This is a genomic window from Pseudothauera nasutitermitis (assembly GCF_004801295.1).
GTDB lineage: Bacteria > Pseudomonadota > Gammaproteobacteria > Burkholderiales > Rhodocyclaceae > Pseudothauera > Pseudothauera nasutitermitis.
This window is the reverse complement of record NZ_SSOC01000007.1, coordinates 143,827-163,237: the sequence shown is the minus strand read 5'-3', so window position 1 is coordinate 163,237 and position 19,411 is coordinate 143,827. Positions and strand designations below refer to the sequence as shown.

Below are 19,411 nucleotides of genomic sequence, written 5' to 3'. Positions count from 1 at the left end.
GGATCAGGTCAACGTTTCACAGGTTTTCTCATGCGCTGCGCAGGCCGAGCGCGCGGGTGATCCACACGGCGGCCAGCGGCAGGACCAGGCCGAGCAGGGTGACGGTGAGCAGCAGCGCGCCCAGTTCGCTGTAGTCCGCCGGCACGCTGACCGCGCCGCTGGTGGCATCCTTGACCTCGCGGCTCACCGTGTAGAACTGGTTGAGGTACTTGGTGCCCAGTTGCGAGGCGGACAGCGCGAGGTTGGCGAAGGAACTCATCACCGCGAAGAAGGTGGCCTTGAGGTGGGGCGGCGCGGAATTGGCGATCCAGGCCAGCATGGGCACCATCGATACCTGGCCGAGCGGCGATTCCAGCGCGGTGCTGACCATGGCGATGAAGCGCGCATCGACCACGCCGCCGGTCAGCGCGGCGGTCCAGTGGTGCAGGCCGTGGTACATGCCCAGGGTGGGCAGGGCGAGCAGGGTGGTGGCGAGGGTGAGGAAGATGACGATGGCGGCGATGGAACGTTCGGCCATGAAGCGGCGGAACAGGAACAGGCCGGCCAGGGTGAGCGTGCTGACGATCAGCTCCAGCCGGGACAGGAAGGCCTGGTCGAAGCCCAGTTCGTCGATCATCCACCAGGTGGCGCCGGCGCCCGGCAGCGGCAGGGCGCGGAACGCGAAGATGACGATGGCGGTGCCCAGCAGGGTGTTGCGCGCCGCGGGCGACAGCTCGCGCAGCAGACGGCCCATCATCAGCGCGACGATGAGCAGGGAGCCGGCGAAGATGATCTCCTGTCCCCAGGCGATGCCGGACAGTCCCACGCTCAGCGTGATGGCGACGAACAGCAGGCTGCCGCCGATGATCCACCAGTTCGGCGCGGTTTTCTCGGCCGGCTCGTGCAGCAGGGCGGCGATCTGCGCCGCGTCGCGGCCCAGTGCGCGCAGGCGGCGCGCCTCGCGGCGCTTCAGCCAGCCGGCGAACAGCACGCCGGAGACGGACAGCAGCGGAATCAGCAGGGCGTATTCGTAGATGCGCGCGTAGAGCAGCACCTTGTCCGCTTCGGGCAGGCGTTCGGCGCCCTGGAACAGCGCCACGTTGGCCAGCGCCACCAGCACGCTGCCGCCGATGATCGCCACGCGGCCGAGCATCTGCATGGTGGTATGCATCAGGCGCACGGTGTCGGCGTCCAGGGCGCGGCCGTGTTCGTCCTCGCGCGGCACGGCCTCCACGGTCATCGCGTCGGCCACCGCGTCCTGCATCACGTAGCCCACCGGCGAGAGCAGTACCGAGAGCACGAACCAGTGCTCCACCTCCATCAGCGCGCGCATCGCCTCGGTGTGCAGGATCAGGCCGATCATGATCAGCAGGCTGGCGGCGATCAGCGCGGCGCCCAGGTACACCAGCCCGGCCTTGTGGCGCCACAGCAGGTCCACCAGGTGGCCGACGGGCATCTTCAGCGCCCACGGCACCACGGCCCAGAACCCCAGCGCGGCCAGGAAGGCGGCGGAGAGGTCGAGGTATTCCTTGATGAAGAAGGTACCGACGATGCCGGTCAGCCCGGATACCCCGGCGGCCATGTAGACCATCAGCGGCGGCAGGTAGGAAAGCCGCATCTCGCGGCCGAGTTCGAGGAGGTTGCGGTCGAACCAGCGGTACAGGGCGTTCAAGGTCGGTCTCGTCGGCGGGTCAGCGGGCCAGCAGGTGATTCAGCCAGGGCAGGATCCAGGGCAGGGACAGCGCGGTGATCAGGCCGTTCAGCCCCATCGCCAGCGCGGCGAAGGCGCCGCACTGTTCGCTGACCTGGAAGGCGCGCGCGGTGCCGATGCCGTGCGCCGCCAGGCCGGTGGCGAAGCCGCGCACCGCGTGGTCCTCGATACGTAGCAGGCCGTACAGGCCGCGCGCGCCGACGGCGCCGAGAATGCCGGTGAGGATGACCAGCACGGCGGTCAGCGAGGGCAGGCCGCCCAGGCTTTCGGTGATGCCCATGGCGATCGGCGTGGTCACGCTCTTGGGGGCGAGGGAGAGCAGCGACTGGGTGCTGGCGCCCAGCGCGGCGCCGATGGCGTAGGCCGACAGCGCGGCGGTGAGTGAACCGGCGGCCAGCGCGCCGAGCAGTGGCATCGCCATGGTGCGCAGGCGCGGCAACTGGGCGTACAGCGGAATCGCCAGCGCCACGGTGGCCGGGCCGAGCAGGAAATGCACGAACTGCGCGCCGTCGAAATAGGTCTGGTAGTCGGTGCCGGTGAGGGTGAGCACGCCCACCAGCACGGTCACGGCGATCATCACCGGATTGGCCATGGGGTGGAAATGCGCGCGCCGGTAGAGCCACCAGGCGCATTGGTAGGCCGCCAGCGTGAGGGTGAGGCCGAGCAGCGGGGTGGTGGACAGATAGACCCACAACTCGTCGATGTGCGGGTTCATCGCCCTTCCTCCTCGCGCGTCGCGCGGCGGGCCGGCGCGCGCAGCACCAGCGCGGTGACCGTCATGGCCAGGAAGGTGGAGCCCACCAGCGCGACGAGCAGCGGCAGCCACTCGTCGGCCAGCCGGTGAAAGTGCAGCATGATGCCGACCCCGGCGGGCACGAAGAGCAGCGACAGATGCTGCAGCAGACCGTTGGCGGTGTTGCGCAGCTCCTTGCCGGGGCCGTCGCGCACCACCAGGGTGAGGAACAGCAGCAGCATGCCGATGACCGGCCCGGGAACCGGCAGGGCGAGGCCCCGGGCGATGACTTCGCCGATCAGTTGATAGACCAGCAGCAGGGTGAATGCGGAGATCATCGGCGCGGCAGCGTGGTCAGTGGGAAGTCTCTTCGGCGGCCAGCGCGCGGCGCATGCGCCGCAGGCCGAGCGCCACCAGCCCGGCGATGACCGGTATGGAGAGGGCGGTGAGGACTTCCGGGGTGAGCGGGGCGAGGTAGTCCTTGGCGCCCTTGGCCAGGTAATTGATCAACTGCGAGGCGTAGTAGGTGATCGCCACCACCGACAGGCCCTCCACGGTCTCCTGCAAACGCAGTTGCAGGCGCGCGCGGCGGTTCATCTGCGCGAGCAGTTCCTGGCTCTGGTGCTGCAGGGCGATGTCCACGCGGGTGCGCAGCAGTTGCGAATTGCGCGCGATGCGGCCGGAGAGGTCTTCCTGGCGGCGCGCGATGCTCGCACAGGTGTCGATGGCCGGGGTGAGCCGGCGCGCCATGAATTCGCCGATGGTGGGAAAGCCGGGCTGGCGTTTCTCGCGCAGTTCGTCGATGCGCTGGCCGACCAGGCGGTAATAGGCCGCCGCCGCGCCGAAGCGGAAGGTAGTGTGCGCCACCGAGCGTTCCACCTGAGCGGCCAGCCGGGTCAGGCGGGCGAGCACCGCGCGCTCGTCCTCGGCGCCGCCGCGCTGGCCGATCACGTCCATCAGGTCGGCCAGTTCGTCCTCGGCCCGCGACAGCAGGCGGCCGACCTCCTTGGCCACCGGGAAGGCCAGCAGGGCGATCACCCGGTAGGTCTCGATCTCCAGCAGGCGCTGCACGGTGCGTCCGGCCTGGCGCGGGGTGAGGGAGACGTCGAGGATCAGGAAGCGCGAGAAATCGTCGGTGATCTGGAAATCGGTGAACACCCAGGCCGCGCCGTCCGCCACGGTGGCCACCACGGTCTGCCGGCCGGCGGAAGACAGCCCGGCCATCACCGTTTCCGGCGGCAGTTCGGCCACGCCGCGCAGGGTGACGTGGGTGGCGACGATGAGCTGGCCGGGAATCTCTCTGCGCCAGGCCGCCGGCACTTCCAGCAGGGCATTTTCGCTTTCCGGGCCGCCGGCTTCGACGCGGCGGAAGAAGGTGTAGCTGGAGAATTCGTTGTGGCGCTCCCACTTCAGGCGGAAGCGGCCGGCATCGAGAAAGAGATGGCTGCGCTCGGTGTCCGGCTCGGGCAGGCCGAGCTGCGCGGCCAGCGTGCGCAGGTGCGCGGCTTCGCGCTCGATGCTGCCGGGCTCGTGCAGGAAGGCCAGGTAGGTGACCAGTTCGGGCGTGTCCAGCGGCACCGGCGGACGGGCATGGACTTCGTCGCTGAGCGTCTGGCGCAGCGGGTGGGATTGGAAGAGCGACATGGCGTCTGGCGGGTTGTGCGGTCGCGCAAGGGTACCCGCGCACGCGGTTCGCGGGGAAGTCCCTCGGTGTTTGCCGGGTGCCGGAACCAATTGCGAAATAGGTTGACCCAATAATGTTTTTGCCACCCGTATCGACAAGGAGCCGTGCCATGGACCGATCGAACGCGCAGTGGATCTTCCCTCTCCCCGTCACCGCCTTTCGGCCCCGGCGCAGGGGTTTCAACCGGATGCTGGGCGCCGGCCTGGCCGCATGCATCCTAGGCGGGCTGGCGAGGCCCGCGCGCGCGCAAGGCGTGCATCTGGATGTGCCCTACGTGCCTACGCCCCACGAGGTGGTCGAGGCCATGCTGGAACTGGCCGGCGTGCAGCCGGGCGAGCGGGTGACCGACCTGGGCTGCGGCGACGGGCGCATGGTGGTCACCGCCGCCAGCCAGTTCGGTGCGCATGGCCTCGGGGTGGATATCGACCCCGAGCGCATCCGCGAAGCCCGCGCGAATGCCGCCGAGGCCGGCGTCGCGGACAAGGTGGAATTCCGCGTCGGTGATCTGTTCGAGGTGGACCTGCGCGATACCGACGTGCTGGCGATCTATCTGCTCGAAGAAATCAACCTCCGTCTGCGTCCGGTGATCCTGGCGCAGATGCGCCCCGGTGCGCGGGTGGTGTCCCACGCGTTCTCGATGGGGCCGTGGCGCCCGGACCGGGAAGAACTCATCCTCGGCCGCCGGGTGTTCCTGTGGACCGTGCCGGCCCAGGCCGGCGGACGCTGGCGGGCGCGCCACAACGGGCGCGAGTTCACCCTGACACTGGAACAGGACTACCAGATCCTGGGCGGTTCCGCCGCGTTCGGGCCGCGCAGCGCGGAGGTGCGCGACGGCCGTGTTTCCGGGAGCGAAGTGGCGTTCACGCTGGAAGTCGTGCCGGGCTCGCCGGAACTGCTGCGCGGGCGCATCGACGGCGAGCGCATCGTCGCGCTCGACGGCGGAGCGGTCTGGTCGGCAGAGCGGCTCGCCCGGTGAACACGCCGGCGGGCCCGGCGGCTGCGGTACCGCGCCGCAGCCTGTCGGTGGCCGACGGCGTGGCCATCATGGTGGGCATCGTCGTCGGCATCGGCATCTTCAAGACGCCGCCGCTGGTGGCCGCCAACGTGGGGAGCGAAGCGGCCTTCATCGGCATCTGGCTGCTCGGCGGGCTCATCACCCTGGCCGGCGCGCTGGTGTATGCAGAACTGTCCGCCACCTACCCGAGCACCGGCGGCGAATACCATTTCCTCACCCGCGCCTTCGGCCAGCCGGTGGGTTTCCTGTTCGCCTGGGCGCGCATCTCGGTGATCCAGACCGGGGCCATCGCCGCGGTGGCCTTCGTGTTCGGCGACTATGCCCAGCAATTGCATGCGCTCGGCCCGCACGGCTCGGCGCTGTACGCGGCCGGCGCGCTGATCGCGCTGACGCTGCTGAACCTGGCCGGCACCTTCCACGGCAAGCGCGCCCAGCAGCTGCTTACCTGGGTGACCCTGGCTGCGGTGCTGGCGGTGGCCCTGGCCGGCCTGAGCACGCCCGGCGCGGCCGGTGAACTGCCCGCCGCGGGCGTCGGGGTGCCTGGAGCCGCGGCCGCCAGCGTGGCGCCCGGGTTGGCGCTGGTGTTCATCCTGCTGACCTACGGAGGGTGGAACGAGGCGGCCTACCTGTCCGCCGAGGTGCGCGATGTGCGCCGCGACATGGTGCGCGTGCTGGTGATCGGCACGCTGTGCATCGCCACGGTGTATCTGCTGGTCAATCTGGCCTTCTTGCAGGTGCTCGGGCTGGAAGCCCTGCGCCGCAGCGAGGCGGTGGGGGCGGACATGATGCGCGTGGCGCTCGGCGAGCAGGCCGCCTGGCTGCTCAGCGCGGTGATCTGCTGCACGGCGCTGAGCACGCTCAACGGCACCATCTTCACCGGCGCGCGCGTCTATCACGCGCTGGGCGAGGACATGCGTGCGCTGCGCAGGCTGGGTGCGTGGAGCGCGCGCGTCAACACGCCGCGCGTGGCGATCCTGACGCAAAGCGGCATCGCCCTGGCGCTGGTGCTCTTCGGTTCGTTCATGAACGACGGCTTCCAGGCCATGGTGGAATACACCGCGCCGGTGTTCTGGCTGTTCCTGCTGCTGGTGGGCATCGCGTATTTCGTTCTGCGCCGGCGCGACGCCGGGCTGGAGCGGCCGTTTCGCGCGCCGCTGTATCCGTTCAAACCCGCGCTGTTCTGCCTGAGCTGCGCGTACCTGCTGTATTCCAGCCTGGTCTATACCGGGCTGGGGGCGATGGTCGGCGTGGCGGTACTGCTGCTCGGCCTGCCCTTGCTGTGGTGGGTGCGCCGCGCGGCGGCCTGAGCCGCCGCGCGGTGGGGCCTCAGGGCTGCTGCTCGGGCACGATCAGGATTTCCACCCGGCGGTTCTGCGCACGCCCCGCCGCCGTGCTGTTGTCGGCGACCGGGCGGGTCAGGCCGTACCCCACGGCGCCCACCCGGCCGCCGTCCACGCCCTGCTGGATCAGATAGCTGCGCACGCTGGTAGCGCGGTTTTCCGACAGCGTCTGGTTGTAGGCGGCTGAACCGGTCGAATCGGTGTGGCCCTCGACCTGCACCACGGTGCCCGGGTACTGGCGGATGCTGCTGGCCAGCTGGGTGAGCACCGGCTGGAATTGCGGCTTCACGTCGGCGCGGTTGGTGTCGAAGGTGATGTTTTCCGGCGCCTGCAGGCGGATCGTGTCGCCTTCGCGCACCACCTCCACGCCGCTGCCGGCCATCTCGCGGCGCAATTCGGCTTCCTGCTGGTCCATCTGGCGGCCGATCAGCCCGCCGACCGTGGCGCCCACCGCCGTACCGATCAGCACGCCCTTGTTGCGGTCTCCGCGGCTGGACACCACGCCACCGAGGATGGCGCCGGCGCCCGCGCCGATGGTGGCGCCGCGCGCGGTGTTCGCATGTTCGCCGGTGTAGGGATTGGTGGCGCAACCGCCGATCAGCAGCGCCGCCAGCGGGATGATGAAGAGTTTTTTCATGATGGTTGTCCTCTGCGGGTGGAAGGGCGTGTCGGGTGGACGGTGTCCCGCGCATATGGTGCAGCGCGCGCCGGGGGAACGCGGTATCCGGGCGTTACCAATTTGTAAAAGCATGTCAAACGGGAGAAAGGCGTCCGTTCCGCACGGGTTGGCCGGGCACGGCGGGACGAGATGCCGGCGGACCTCCAGGAGCATTTCCGCCCGGTGTGCGGAAGGGGGCATGGAATGCTTTTGGATGGGGTGCGGAGGCCTGCCTTCCGGAGTGTGGATTTTTTGGTGAATCCCCTGCCGTTTCTGGGAAAAATACGACTATCCATACTTCTGGCATGGTTTTGCAGGCATAATCCGAAAGTCAGAAAACGCATGGCCGAAGCGGCGGGATCCCGGGGGAGGGTTGCGGTAGCATGAATCTGAACAGCAAGGTGACGCTCCTGTTTGCCGCGGTCGCGCTGGGCATCCTGGTGATGCTGGTGGCCATCAGCCTGTACGCATTCCGTCTGTTTTCGATCAACTCGTCGTCCGCGCACGTGCGCACCGCTGCCGAGGTGGTGCGTGTGCACCTGACCGAGGCGATGATCCAGGGCACCATCCAGCACCGCGAACAGTTCCTCGCCCGCCTGATGGAAGTGCAGGGACTGTCGGTTGCGCGCGTGGTGCGCTCGCCCGCCGTCAGCCAGCAGTTCGGCGATGGCCTAGTGCGCGAGCTGCCGGCCGACGAGATCGAGCGCGCGGTGCTGGCCGACGGCCGGCCGCGCTATGAACTGCGCGAGGTGGAGGGCGACACGCTGTTCCGCGGCACCATCCCGTTCGCCGCCACCACCGAGGGCACGCCCAATTGCCTGCAGTGCCACAACGTGCCGGAAGGCGCGGTGCTGGGCGCGGTGACCATGGAGATGTCGATCACCGACCTGAAGGAGCGCGCGCTGCTCACGGTGTTCGGCCTGGTGGCGGTCGTTGCGCTGTTCACCCTGCTGGCGGTGGCCCTCGTGCGGCGCATCATGCGTCCGGTGGGCGAGGCCGCGCGCGATGTCGAGGTGGCCGTGCAGCGCGCGTTGAAGGGCGACTTCAAGAGCCAGATTTCCGCCTATCCGGATGACGAGATCGGTCAGATCGCCAACGATACCAACCGTCTGCTCAGTTATCTGGACGGCGGGCTGGAGCGCATTACCCAGCGGGTTTCCCAGCTTACCGGGCGCAGTCCGCTGCAGGACGAAAACAAGCTGGAAGCGACCATCGACATGGTCAACAGCCTGGCGGATGCCTCCGTGTTCAAGCAGGCCATCGAGGAGGACGAGACCAAGGCCGAGATCTACGACCGCTTCGGGCAGATCCTCTCCGAACGTTTCGACGTGCGCAGCTATTCCATCTACGAAGCCAGCGGCGCCAAGCAGATGATGCCCATCCAGGTCGATGGCGAGGCCGGCGCGGCCTGCCGCTGGTGCGATCCACAGATCCTGGTGCGTTCCGAAATGTGCCGGGCCAAGCGCTCCGGCCATCCGGTCGACGGCCTGAAGCAGCCGGGCATCTGTTATGCCTTTCGGCCGGGCGACGGGCAGGGGCACCGCCATTACTGCATGCCGATCATCCAGTCCGGCTCGGTGGGCAGCGTGGTGCAACTGGTGGTGCCGGAACAGGAGGCCGCGCATCTCATCGAGCTGACAGCGTTCATCCACGTGTATGTGCGCGAGATGGCGCCGGTGCTGGAGGCCAAGCGGCTCACCGAGACGCTGCGCGATTCGTCGTTGCGCGATGCGATGACCGGGCTGAACAACCGCCGCTTCCTGGAGGAGTACGCCGACACGCTGATCGCCTCGGCGCGCCGGCGCGACATCTCGCTGGCCATCCTGGTGCTCGACCTCGACTACTTCAAGGTGGTCAACGACACCTTCGGGCACGATGCCGGCGACGCGGTGCTGAAGGCGCTTTCCGGCGTGCTGCGCCAGGCCGTGCGCGCGTCCGACATGGTGATCCGCTTCGGCGGCGAGGAATTCCTCATCGTGCTGCAGGAGGCCACGCCGGAAGGTGCGGAGCGGGTCGCCGAGAACATCCGTGCGGCGGTCGAGAAGCTCAAGGTGCAGGTGTCCGGCGCGGTGCTGCAGAAGACCATCTCGATCGGCCTGTCGATGTTCCCGGACGACGCGGAAACCTTCTGGCAGGCGGTGAAGTTCGCCGACGTGGCGCTGTACCGGGCCAAGGAGCAGGGGCGCAACCGCGTGGTGCGCTTCCTGCCGGGCATGTGGGAAGGCCACGCCGAGTCGTATTGACCCCAGCGGTTGGACTCAGAGCCGGCTGAAGCCCAGGTAGCGTTTCTGGAAGCGCGTCTTGCCGTCCGCGAGGAAGGCCGCGAAATCCCACTCGCCCGGTTCCAGCAGGCCGGTGTGGGCAGGCCGCAGCAGATAGGCCTGGGCCGCCACCACACGCCCATCGGGCAGGCAGACATCCACCGTGGAGCGCAGGTACAGATCGCCCTCGAACGCATCGAGGCGGGCGAAGGCGGCCGCGTCCACCGCGAAGTACAGGCGGCCTTCCACCCGGGCGCCCGCGCGCGGGACGATGGCCGGGTAGTGCTCGCCGCGCACGGGATGGCGGGCATGGCCCGCCAGGGTGGCTTGCGAGGAATCCAGCGCCACGCCCGCCACGTGGGTCATGATGTCCTCGCACATCAGCGAGCCGTAGGTGAAGCAGGACGCCGGCATCACCGCCGCCTCAGCCCTGCTGCTGCCAGACGCGGATCAGCGGATCGCGGTGGATGGCGATCTGCGCGACGCTGACCTCGATCACCGGGCCGCTCAGGGTATGGCCCGCGCAGGCGGCCTCGAGCTGCACCTCGGTGCCCAGCGGCTCGACCACGATCGGCCCCTGGTTGGCCTGCAGGCGGCTCTGGCGGTCGCGCTCGCCGATCAGCACGCTGCCGTTGGTCAGATTGAGCTTGCCTTCGAGCTTCGCGTCGCTGCCCGAGGTCAGGCGGGCGGCCACGAAGCACGGCACCATGCGGTAGTCGTTGACCAGCTTGAGCGCCTGGCGGCGCAGGTGGCGTTGCAGTTCCTCCGGGGATTCCGGCAGCTTGCCCTGGGTGCGGCGGGCGAGTTGCTCCAGCTCCTCGTCGGTGAGGTGGGGGGCGGCGGCGACCAGCAGATCGCGTTCGAGCGTCGGCGCGCCGAGGATGCCCGCCGACAGGTGGTAGTGATGGGCGACGATGCTGCCGCCGGCCTTGGCCAGTTGCTTGCCGGCCACCGTGGGCAGGCCCTGGAACACCATGCTGCCGAGGACTTCGCTGAAGGTCTTGCAGAGCGATTCGTGATCGAGCTCCAGCAAGCGTTCGGGCACCGCGATGTCCAGATCGAAGGAGAGCTGCAGTTTGACGTTGGCCTTGGACATCGGAGCGCTCGCAGTGCGGGGGAAGGGAATTGCGCGATTATGTGCCAATTTTGTTCCGGCTGCGCAGCGCGATCCCGCCCGTCATGCGTGTCGCGCAAAACAAAACGCGCCCCACGGGGCGCGTTTCGGGCAGAGCGGATGTGCCGGGGTCAGCGCACGACCTGGGTCAGTTCGCCGGCCTTGTAGCGCGCGGCGATGCGTTCGAGGGAAACCGGCCGGATGCGGCTGGCCTGGCCGGCGCAGCCGAAGGCTTCGAAGCGTGCCTTGCACACCTGCTTGGCGGCTTCGCGCGCGGGCTTGAGGAATTCGCGCGGGTCGAACTTGGCGGGGTTTTCCACCATGAACTTGCGCACCGCGCCGGTCATCGCCAGGCGGATGTCGGTGTCGATGTTGATCTTGCGCACGCCGTACTTGATGCCCTGGACGATTTCCTCGACCGGCACGCCGTAGGTCTCCTTCATGTCGCCGCCGTACTGGCGGATGATTTCCAGCAGTTCCTGCGGTACCGAGGAGGAGCCGTGCATCACCAGATGGGTGTTGGGGATGCGCGCGTGGATGGCCTTGATGCGATCGATGGCGAGGATGTCGCCGGTGGGCTTGCGGCTGAACTTGTAGGCGCCGTGGCTGGTGCCGATGGCGATGGCCAGCGCGTCACAGTCGGTCTGCTTGACGAAGTCGGCGGCCTGGTCGGGGTCGGTGAGCAGCATGGAGTGGTCCAGCGTGCCTTCCGCGCCGATGCCGTCCTCTTCCCCGGCCTGGCCGGTTTCCAGCGAGCCCAGACACCCCAGTTCGGCTTCCACGGTGACGCCGATGGCGTGGGAGAACTTCACCACCTCGCGGCTCACCGCGACGTTGTATTCGTAGGAGGAGGGGGTCTTGCCGTCTTCCAGCAGGGAACCGTCCATCATCACGCTGGAGAAACCGGAGCGGATCGCCGCCATGCACACCGCCGGAGACTGGCCGTGGTCCTGGTGCATCACCACCGGGATGTTCGGATAGGCCTCGACGGCCGCGTCGATCAGGTGGCGCAGGAAGGCTTCGCCCGCGTATTTGCGCGCACCGGCGGAGGCCTGCATGATCACCGGGCTGTCGGTTTCGGCGGCGGCTTCCATGATGGCCTGGACCTGCTCCAGGTTGTTCACGTTGAACGCCGGCAGGCCGTAGCTGTGTTCCGCAGCGTGGTCGAGAAGCTGGCGCATGGAAACGAGGGGCATGAAAATCTCCTGGGTGATGCGGTGCGTGAGTGCCGGACGCCGGTGGCGCGGCGGATCTGGCGGCCATTTTAATACACGATGCGGGGGTGCTCGCGGCGGCCTTCGCAACGGTGCGTAACGCATGGCCGGGGCCGCAAAGAACAACGGCCCGGACGAGCCGGGCCGTGGGGGTCGCCGGGTCGGCGGCGCGGGTCAGCGCAGCAGTTCGGCCTGGGTGGTGGCGTCCAGCCGGCCGGTCACGGGAATGCCGCGTTCGCTCTGGAATTCGCGCAGAGCGGCCTGGGTACGCGGGCCGATCTTGCCGTCCGGCGTGCCGACGTCGAAGCCCAGCTCGTTGAGACGGCTCTGCGCATCCTTGGCGCTGAGCCGCGCGCCGGAGTAGCCGCCCTGCTGGGATGCGCCATCCACGCCGAGGCGGCCGCCGGTGCCGAGGCCGCGGTCGCCCATGGTCTGCGCGGTGTATTCGCGCAGCGCACGCACCAGCTGGTTGTACGAATCCATGAAGGCGCCGGCGATCACCTTGCCCTGCGGGGTGTTGGTGTAGCCGCCCAGGCCCGCGCCCGCGCCGCCGCCGATGGCCAGGCCGCCGAGGCTGAAGTCGGTGTTCTTGGCGCTGCCCTCGGCCACGCCGACCTGCACGCCGGAGCGGTTGTCGACCAGGGTCAGCAGCGTGGCCGCCTCGTTGGTGCGGATGCCGCCGGCGATGGCGCCGGCCACGCTGCCGCCGATGGCGCCGATGACGCCGCCCAGGCCGCCGGTGCCGCGTTCGCTGAACAGCACTTCCGGGGTCAGCGAGTAGTCGGCGCTGACCATCTGGCCCTTGCCGAAGTTGCTGCCGGCGCGCAGCTCACCGCTTTGCTGCAGGGCGCGCTCCTGCGCCATGTTGGCCATGGCGCGGCCGCGGTCGACCACGATGAAGCAGTTGGACTGCTGCATCAGCAGGCGCAGCACCGGCACCGTGGAGGTCAGGCGGTACTGGCCGGACAGCACACGGTACCAGTCGGCGTTCTGGTCTTCGACCACGGCGATGGTGCCGAACGGGCGCTCGCAGCGTTCCAGTTCGGAATTGGCGTTGGCGGCGTTGGCGCCCCCCGCGCTGCCGGTGGCGGCGGTCTTGGCGCCCGCGTCGCCGCTGCGTACGGGCATGGAGCCGACGCAGCCGGCGAGTGCCGTGGCCAGCAGGGCGGAGGCGATAAGGGTGAGCTTGGTGTTCATGGGTGCATGGACTCCATTTCGATCAGAGTGGGGGCGGGCGAAGAACGCGGGTTGTTCCACGGAAGCGGAATCATAACAAAATGCAACCGCTGCATGCCCATGGTCTTCTTCACGCTTGGCGTTTGTTGTCTACGCGTTTACGTCGCGTTCAGTGCCTCGGGGGCCCGGTGTTCGCCCACGCGCACGATCTTCAGGGTGTTCGTGCCGCCCGCCGCGCCGATCGGTTCGCCGATGGTGAGCACGATCAGGTCGCCGTAGGTCACCACGCCCTGGTCGAGCAGCAGCTGTTCGGCCTCCCACAGCAGGATGTCGCGGTCGGTGTGCTGCTGGCTCATCAGCAGCGGATAGACCGCGCGGTACAGGGTCATCTGGTTGCGCGCGCGCACCTCCGGTGTCAGTGCGTAGATCGGTACGCCGCTGTTCGGCCGGCTCATCCACAGGGCGGTGGAGCCGGTCTGGGTGAGCGAGGCGATGGCCTTCACCTTGAGGTGATAGGCGGTCCAGATCGCCGCCATGGCGATCGACTGGTCGATGCGGGTGAACACCTGGTTGAGCACCTCGCGGTCGAGCGTGACCTCGGCGGATTTCTCCGCCTCCACACAGACCCGGCTCATCGCCTCGACGACCTCCACCGGATACTTGCCGGCGGCGGTCTCGGCCGACAGCATCACCGCGTCCGTGCCATCGAGCACCGCGTTGGCCACGTCGGAGACCTCCGCCCGCGTCGGCACCGGGCTGATGATCATCGACTCCATCATCTGCGTGGCGGTGATGGTGAGCTTGTTGCGATCGCGCGCCGCGCGGATCATGCGCTTCTGCAGCGCGGGTACGGCCGCGTCGCCCACTTCCACTGCCAGATCGCCGCGCGCCACCATGATGCCGTCGGAGGCGTCGAGGATCTCCTCCAGGTTGGCGACCGCCTCGGTGCGCTCGATCTTGGCGATCAGCAGCGCATCGCCGCCGGCCGCGCGCATCAGCTGACGGGCCATGTACATGTCGGCGGCGCTCTTGGGGAAGGACACCGCCAGAAAATCCACGCCGATGCGCGCGGCGGTGCGGATGTCGTCCATGTCCTTGGCGGTCAGCGCGGGCGCGGTCAGCCCGCCGCCCTGGCGGTTGATGCCCTTGTTGTTCGACAGATCGCCGCCGACGCGCACGATGGTGTGGATCTCGTGGCCCAGCACGCGCTCCACGGCGAGCTTGAGGCGGCCGTCGTCGAGCAGCAGGATGTCGCCCGGCTTCACGTCCTTGGGCAACTCCTTGTAGTCCAGGCCCACGCGTTCGGCGTTGCCCAGTTCGCAGCGCGCATCCAGGATGAAGGGCGCGTCCTTCTGCAGCACCACGCGCCCCTCGGCGAACCTGCCCACGCGGATCTTGGGGCCCTGCAGGTCGGCCAGGATGCCCACCGGGCGCCGGGCGCGCACCGAGGCGTCGCGGATGGCCTCCGCGCGCGCGATGTGGTCATCGGCCGAACCGTGTGAGAAATTCATGCGCACCACATCGATGCCGGCGTGCACCATGCGTTCGAGTACATGCGCATCGGAAGAGGCGGGGCCGAGCGTGGCGACGATCTTGGTGTGGCGGAGCATGCGATGTCCTCGGTTGCCGTGGGAAATGGGCGCCGGGCGGGCCCTGCCGAGATTCTAGCCGAGTGGCCAGCGCAGCGTTGGCCGTGTTCTATGCTGAAAGGTGAGCAAAGAGGAGGGCGGCATGGATGTGGTGGCGATCTTCATGGTGTGCGCGGGGGTGGCCGTGCTGATCGGCGCGCTGTGGCGTGCCAGCGGCGAGGCGGGGGAGGCCGCGCGGCGGCGCGGCAACGCATACCCGGAGCCCTATCACGGCGTGGAAATCTGCAGCACGGATGAATCCTGTGCGGCGGCCTGCGCGCTGCACGGCAAGCGCTTCCTGTCCGCGCAGGCGCCGGCCCTGCCGCTGCTGGCCTGCTCGCGGCGTGAGTGCCCGTGTGTCTATATGCATTTCGATGACCGGCGCGCCGGGCCCCGCCGGCAGGCCGATGCGGCGGCCGCGCAGGACGGCAGGGAACGCCGCGTCCGGCCGGGCCGGCGGGCGGCGGATCGCTGGGTGCTCGGGGTGCGCTGAGGCGCGCCGGCTCAGACCGGAACGAACTCGAAACGCTCGCGCAGGTCGGCCAGATAGCCGGGCAGATCGTCCGGATGCAGGCCGAGTTCGGCCAGCACCTCGCCGCCGATGCGATCCCAGTTGTAGTCGTACACCTTGAGCATGTTCATGCGGGCGTGCGCGGCCAGATGAACGATGGCGACCAGGCTGCGTACCGCGCCCAGTTCGTCGTGCGGCACGGTGTCGTGATGCAGGATGGCCTGGGCGATGAATTCCGGCAGGTGCCAGTGGCGCGCCACCAGGTAGCCGATGGAGCAGTGGTCCACGTTGAAGCGCTGGTCTTCCTCGCGCAGGCTGGGGAAATCCAGGCGGCCGTCGAGCAGCAGGGTCTTGCAGTAGTCGGGGAAGCGCTGCATCAGCACCGGCACCCCGCAGTCGAAGAACACTCCGGCCATGTAGGCCTGGTCGGGGAAGATGTTGCACACCGAGACGCGCTCGGCGGCGACCAGCGAGGCCAGTTGGGCCAGTTCGCGGCTGCGTTGCCAGAACTTCTCGTAGGCCGGCCGGGTTTCCTGGCCGATGCTGGTGCTCAGCGCCACCGCACGGGCGATGTTGAGGGTCTGCTGGAAGCCCAGGCGGATCACCGACTGCTCCAGCGTATCGGGCGCCGCCCTGCCGCGATAGAACACCGGGCTGCGCACGATCTTGAAGACCATCGCCGACAGGCCGGGATCCTTCGCGATCACGCCGGCCACCTCGCGGCTGTCGTAATCGTCGTCGGCCAGTAGCTGCACCAGTTCGACGAGAACCTGGGGCTGCGGGGGAATACGGATGCCGCGTGCCGCGGCGTCTGCGGGATCGGGCTGTTTGCTGGGGGCGTTCATGCGGGGAGATGTCCGGAATTGCTGCGGTGCGTCAGCATCGTGCGCCGCCGGTCCTCCCTTCGCAAGTCAGAAAATCGCCTACATTGAAGCCGCTCAGGCGGCGTAACGGGCTTCCAGCGCGGCGATGGCCGGCAGGGTCTTGCCTTCGAGGAATTCCAGGAAGGCGCCGCCGCCGGTGGAGATGTAGCCCACGTCGTCGGCGATGTGGAACTTGGCGATGGCCGCCAGGGTGTCGCCGCCGCCGGCGATGGAGAAGGCTTCCGAGTGGGCGATGGCCGAGGCCATCATCTTGGTGCCGCCGGCGAACTGGGCATGTTCGAACACGCCCACCGGGCCGTTCCACACCACGGTGCCGGCGTGGGCGATGATGTCGGCGAGCTTGGCGGAGGACTTGGGGCCGAAGTCCAGGATGCGGTCGTGCGGGCCCACTTCATCCACCGGGATGCGGTTGGCGCGCGCCAGCGCGGAGACTTCGTCGGCCACCACCACGTCGGTGGGCAGCGGCACTTCGGCGCCGCGTTCCTTCATGATGTCCATCACCTGCTGGGCCTCGCGCACCATCTCCGGCTCGGCCAGCGATTCGCCGATGCGCTTGCCGGCGGCCAGCAGGAAGGTGTTGGCGATGCCGCCGCCGACGATGAGCTGGTCCACCTTCTCGGCCAGGGTCTTCAGGATGGTGAGCTTGGTGGACACCTTGGCGCCGCCGACGATGGCCACCAGCGGGCGGGCCGGGTTCTCGGTGGCCTTGGACAGCGCGTCGATCTCCGCGCCCATCAGGATGCCGGCGCAGGCCACCGGGGCGAAGCGGGCGATGCCGTGGGTGGTGGCCTCGGCGCGGTGCGCGGTGCCGAAGGCGTCATTGACGTAGACGTCGCACAGCGCGGCCATCTTCTTCGCCAGTTCCTCGTTGTCCTTCTTCTCGCCCTTGTTGCAGCGGCAGTTCTCCAGCAGCACCACCTGGCCGGGCTCCACGGTGAAGCCGCCGTCCACCCAGTCGGAAATCAGCTTCACCGGGCGGTGCAGCAACTGGCCCAGGCGCACGGCCACCGGCGCCAGGGTGTCGTCCGGGCCGACCTCGCCCTCGGTGGGGCGGCCCAGGTGGGAGGTCACCATCACCGCCGCGCCGTGGTCCAGACAGTACTGGATGGACGGGATGGAGGCGCGGATGCGCGTGTCCTCGGTGATGTTGCCGGCCTCGTCCTGCGGCACGTTGAGGTCGGCGCGGATGAACACGCGGCGGCCTGCCACGTCGAGGTCGGTGAGCTTGTTTACTTTCATGGCGGTCTCCGGTTTTCTTCGGTCAGGCGGTCGGTGCGTGCGCGCCGCGGCGCGCCTGCCAGTGGCGCAGGGTATCCACCATGCGGCTGGCAAAACCCCATTCGTTGTCGAACCACAGCAGCACGCTGACCAGCCGCGTGCCGCTGGCGCGCGTCTGGCTGGTGTCGAGGATGGCCGAATGCGGGTCGTGATTGAAATCGATGGAGGCGTGCGGGTCGTCCGACCAGGCGAGCAGGCCGGGAAAGCGCTGTTCGGCCAGTTCGCGCAGCACGCGGTTGACCGCCTCCACGCTGGCGTCGCGCCGCGTGGTCAGCGCGATGTCGATGGCCGACACGTTGTGCGTGGGCACGCGGATGGCCTTGGCGATGATGCGCCCGGCCAGGTTCGGCAGCAGGCGCTCGATGCCGCGCGCCAGCCCGGTGGATACCGGGATGATCGACTGCATGGCCGAGCGCGTGCGGCGCAGGTCGGCGTGGTGGTAGCCGTCGATCAGCGGCTGGTCGTTCATCGCCGAATGCAGCGTGGTGAGCAGCGCATGCTCCAGGCCGAAGGCCTCGTCCAGCGCGGCGAGCACCGGCACCGAGGCGTTGGTGGTGCACGAGGCGTTGGAGACGATGCGTTCCGCCCCGCTCAGCGCCTCGTGGTTGATGCCGTACACCACGGTGGCATCCACGTCCTCGGCGCTGTGGCCGGGGTGGGAGAGCAGCACGCGCGGCGCGCCGGCCTGCAGGAAGCGCTCCAGTTCGCCGCGCTGTCCGTAACGCCCGGAGCACTCCACCACCACATCCACCTCCAGCGCCGCCCAATCGACCGCCTCGGGGATGTCGGCATGGGTCACGGCAATCGTCTGGCCGTCGATGAGCAGGGCGTTTTCAGCGGCTTCCACCTTACCGGGAAAGCGTCCGTGGGTGGAGTCGAAACGGGTCAGGTAGGCGATGCTCGCCAGGTCCGCCGGCTCGTTGATCGCCACCACGCGGAACTGGTCGCGCCACGCCGATTCATGCAGCGCGCGCAGAAAGCAGCGGCCGATGCGGCCGTAGCCGTTGATGGCGATGCGGGTGGGGCTGTCGGGAGGGCGGCGGGAGCCGGGCACGGAATCGGGCAGGCAAAAGACGGAAAGGCGGAATTCTACAGAGTTGGCCGCGCCCGCGGGAGCAGTGCGATTCTATCCGCCTGCCTTCGCCAGCAATTCCAGTCCGCGCGCCTCCTGCCTGGCACCGCGTGCGGCGCGCAGCTTGAAGCGGGTTTCGGCTCAAGGTCGTCATTTCGTCGATCAGGCGATTGAGCGGCGTGCAGCGCCCTTGCAGGCAGGCCTCCACCACGGCGCGCGAGGCACCGACGCCCATGCAGGCACCCACGAAAACATTGGTATCGATGACCACGCGCATGGTTTGCTGGTAGCAGAAATGACGCCATTTCAGCGCAGCAAGAAACTGCTGGCGCGGCCCCCATTCACTGCAACCACAGGCTCATCAACCCCGCCCGCCCCCGTACGCCCAGCTTGCGGTAGATCTCGCCGGCATAGTAGTGCACGGTGGCGGGGCTCATGCCGCACACCTGGGCGATCTCCTTTTCCGTGCCGTCGCCCAGCAGGCCCTTCAGCACCTTGCGCTCGGCCAGCGTGAACGGCGCCTCGGCCACGGGCAGCCCGTGGCTCAGCAGCAGGCGGGCGTGGAACCAGCGCAGGCCGCGCGTGGCCGTGCCCAGGGCGTCGAGTTCGCCCTGGCCGTAGGGTTCGGCGCCGTCGGTGCGGTGAAAGAGGTAATGCACTTCCGCGTGGGCATTCACCGGGCAGCAGGCCACCGCCACGTCGTGGATGCCCAGCCGCTCCCAGTAGTGGCGGTAGTAAGGACTCTGGAACCAATCCTCCGGCAGGCTGCGGCGGAAGCTGTAGCAGCGGTACTTGCCCGTGTTCGCCACGCCCAGCAGAAAGGACGGGTCCATGCGCCGCTTCTCCCACATCCGCTGGATTTCCCGCGTGTTGAGCAGCCAGTCGGGCAGGGGCTTGAGATGGTGGAACAGCGGCGCCCGCCAGCCGCGCAGGGGGTCGCGGTGGTCGTGGGACTGCATGCGCACCCCCGCCACCCAGACCGCGTTGCCCGCGCCCACCAGCTCGGCCAGGCCGGCGGCCAGATGCGTGACGGCCCCGTCCACATCCCGTGCCGCCAGCGCATCCAGCCCGTCCCACAGCGCGTGAATGCGCTCGACGACTCCCGGCTCCATGAATTCCCCCCTGTGTTTCCGCGAGTATAAAAATTTTCCAG

At 68.6% G+C, this 19,411-nt stretch carries 18 protein-coding genes; 4 read left to right on the top strand and 14 right to left on the bottom strand.

The features are described 5' to 3' along the window. Nucleotides 1-28: 28 nt before the first annotated feature. The 4 genes from E6C76_RS18925 to E6C76_RS18910 all read right to left on the bottom strand — a co-directional run bounded on the left by E6C76_RS18925 (nucleotide 29) and on the right by E6C76_RS18910 (nucleotide 4,067). On the bottom strand, nucleotides 29-1,597 hold the full coding sequence (locus tag E6C76_RS18925) for a folate/biopterin family MFS transporter (protein ID WP_136349866.1): 1,569 nt from the start codon (nucleotides 1,595-1,597) through the stop codon (nucleotides 29-31). Between the two features lie 73 nt (nucleotides 1,598-1,670). Then, nucleotides 1,671-2,405, bottom strand: coding sequence for an LrgB family protein (locus tag E6C76_RS18920; RefSeq protein ID WP_136349810.1), 735 nt, complete (start codon nucleotides 2,403-2,405; stop codon nucleotides 1,671-1,673). Next, the gene (locus E6C76_RS18915; protein WP_136349809.1) at nucleotides 2,402-2,761 is read right to left on the bottom strand and encodes a CidA/LrgA family protein; all 360 of its coding nucleotides are present in this window, start codon (nucleotides 2,759-2,761) and stop codon (nucleotides 2,402-2,404) included. The genes E6C76_RS18920 and E6C76_RS18915 overlap by 4 nt, the downstream gene beginning before the upstream one ends. Nucleotides 2,762-2,777: 16 nt before the next feature. Next, nucleotides 2,778-4,067, bottom strand: coding sequence for a DUF3422 family protein (locus E6C76_RS18910; protein ID WP_136349808.1), 1,290 nt, complete (start codon nucleotides 4,065-4,067; stop codon nucleotides 2,778-2,780). 149 nt (nucleotides 4,068-4,216) lie between these two features. Between E6C76_RS18910 and E6C76_RS18905 the strand changes: the two genes are divergently transcribed. Both E6C76_RS18905 and E6C76_RS18900 read left to right on the top strand, forming a co-directional pair. Further along, nucleotides 4,217-5,083, top strand: a complete 867-nt coding sequence (locus tag E6C76_RS18905; RefSeq protein ID WP_168734384.1) for an SAM-dependent methyltransferase — start codon at nucleotides 4,217-4,219, stop codon at nucleotides 5,081-5,083. Further along, nucleotides 5,080-6,429, top strand: coding sequence for an APC family permease (locus E6C76_RS18900; RefSeq protein ID WP_211090293.1), 1,350 nt, complete (start codon nucleotides 5,080-5,082; stop codon nucleotides 6,427-6,429). Before E6C76_RS18905 ends, E6C76_RS18900 begins: the two co-directional genes overlap by 4 nt. A gap of 19 nt (nucleotides 6,430-6,448) precedes the next feature. Here the strand turns inward: E6C76_RS18900 and E6C76_RS18895 are convergent, their stop codons facing one another. Then, nucleotides 6,449-7,099 (bottom strand): OmpA family protein, encoded by a 651-nt coding sequence (locus E6C76_RS18895; protein WP_136349806.1) that lies wholly within the window; start codon nucleotides 7,097-7,099, stop codon nucleotides 6,449-6,451. Nucleotides 7,100-7,503: 404 nt separating this feature from the next. Here E6C76_RS18895 and E6C76_RS18890 point away from each other — a divergent pair, with 404 nt between their 5' ends. Continuing rightward, nucleotides 7,504-9,363, top strand: a complete 1,860-nt coding sequence (locus E6C76_RS18890; protein ID WP_136349805.1) for a diguanylate cyclase — start codon at nucleotides 7,504-7,506, stop codon at nucleotides 9,361-9,363. Nucleotides 9,364-9,378: 15 nt separating this feature from the next. On the opposite strand, the gene E6C76_RS18885 is transcribed toward E6C76_RS18890, so the two are convergent. From E6C76_RS18885 to pyk, 5 genes are all read right to left on the bottom strand, one after another. After that, a complete protein-coding gene (locus tag E6C76_RS18885; RefSeq protein WP_136349804.1) occupies nucleotides 9,379-9,795 on the bottom strand; it encodes a gamma-glutamylcyclotransferase family protein in 417 nt (138 codons plus the stop codon). A 10-nt stretch (nucleotides 9,796-9,805) separates the two neighbouring features. Continuing rightward, nucleotides 9,806-10,477, bottom strand: coding sequence for a hypothetical protein (locus E6C76_RS18880; protein ID WP_136349803.1), 672 nt, complete (start codon nucleotides 10,475-10,477; stop codon nucleotides 9,806-9,808). A 149-nt stretch (nucleotides 10,478-10,626) separates the two neighbouring features. Further along, nucleotides 10,627-11,691 carry a class II fructose-bisphosphate aldolase gene (gene fba / locus E6C76_RS18875; RefSeq protein ID WP_136349802.1) on the bottom strand — a complete coding sequence of 355 codons (1,065 nt, stop codon included), beginning with the start codon at nucleotides 11,689-11,691 and terminating at the stop codon, nucleotides 10,627-10,629. A 192-nt stretch (nucleotides 11,692-11,883) separates the two neighbouring features. Continuing rightward, on the bottom strand, nucleotides 11,884-12,906 hold the full coding sequence (locus E6C76_RS18870; protein ID WP_136349801.1) for a peptidoglycan-binding protein: 1,023 nt from the start codon (nucleotides 12,904-12,906) through the stop codon (nucleotides 11,884-11,886). A gap of 137 nt (nucleotides 12,907-13,043) precedes the next feature. Beyond that, nucleotides 13,044-14,495: a pyruvate kinase gene (gene pyk / locus E6C76_RS18865; protein ID WP_136349800.1), complete on the bottom strand. Its 1,452-nt coding sequence runs from the start codon at nucleotides 14,493-14,495 to the stop codon at nucleotides 13,044-13,046. Nucleotides 14,496-14,616: 121 nt separating this feature from the next. On the opposite strand from pyk, the gene E6C76_RS18860 reads away from it, so the two are divergent. Next, the gene (locus tag E6C76_RS18860) at nucleotides 14,617-15,006 is read left to right on the top strand and encodes a hypothetical protein (RefSeq protein ID WP_136349799.1); all 390 of its coding nucleotides are present in this window, start codon (nucleotides 14,617-14,619) and stop codon (nucleotides 15,004-15,006) included. A gap of 11 nt (nucleotides 15,007-15,017) precedes the next feature. On the opposite strand, the gene E6C76_RS18855 is transcribed toward E6C76_RS18860, so the two are convergent. The 4 genes from E6C76_RS18855 to E6C76_RS18835 form a co-directional block, all read right to left on the bottom strand. Beyond that, nucleotides 15,018-15,869 carry an HDOD domain-containing protein gene (locus tag E6C76_RS18855; RefSeq protein ID WP_136349798.1) on the bottom strand — a complete coding sequence of 284 codons (852 nt, stop codon included), beginning with the start codon at nucleotides 15,867-15,869 and terminating at the stop codon, nucleotides 15,018-15,020. A gap of 93 nt (nucleotides 15,870-15,962) precedes the next feature. Next, nucleotides 15,963-17,147: a phosphoglycerate kinase gene (locus E6C76_RS18850; protein WP_136349797.1), complete on the bottom strand. Its 1,185-nt coding sequence runs from the start codon at nucleotides 17,145-17,147 to the stop codon at nucleotides 15,963-15,965. A gap of 22 nt (nucleotides 17,148-17,169) precedes the next feature. Beyond that, the gene (locus tag E6C76_RS18845) at nucleotides 17,170-18,240 is read right to left on the bottom strand and encodes a type I glyceraldehyde-3-phosphate dehydrogenase (protein ID WP_211090292.1); all 1,071 of its coding nucleotides are present in this window, start codon (nucleotides 18,238-18,240) and stop codon (nucleotides 17,170-17,172) included. 359 nt (nucleotides 18,241-18,599) lie between these two features. Next, nucleotides 18,600-19,370 carry a helix-turn-helix domain-containing protein gene (locus E6C76_RS18835; protein WP_168734383.1) on the bottom strand — a complete coding sequence of 257 codons (771 nt, stop codon included), beginning with the start codon at nucleotides 19,368-19,370 and terminating at the stop codon, nucleotides 18,600-18,602. Between the last annotated feature and the right edge of the window lie 41 nt (nucleotides 19,371-19,411).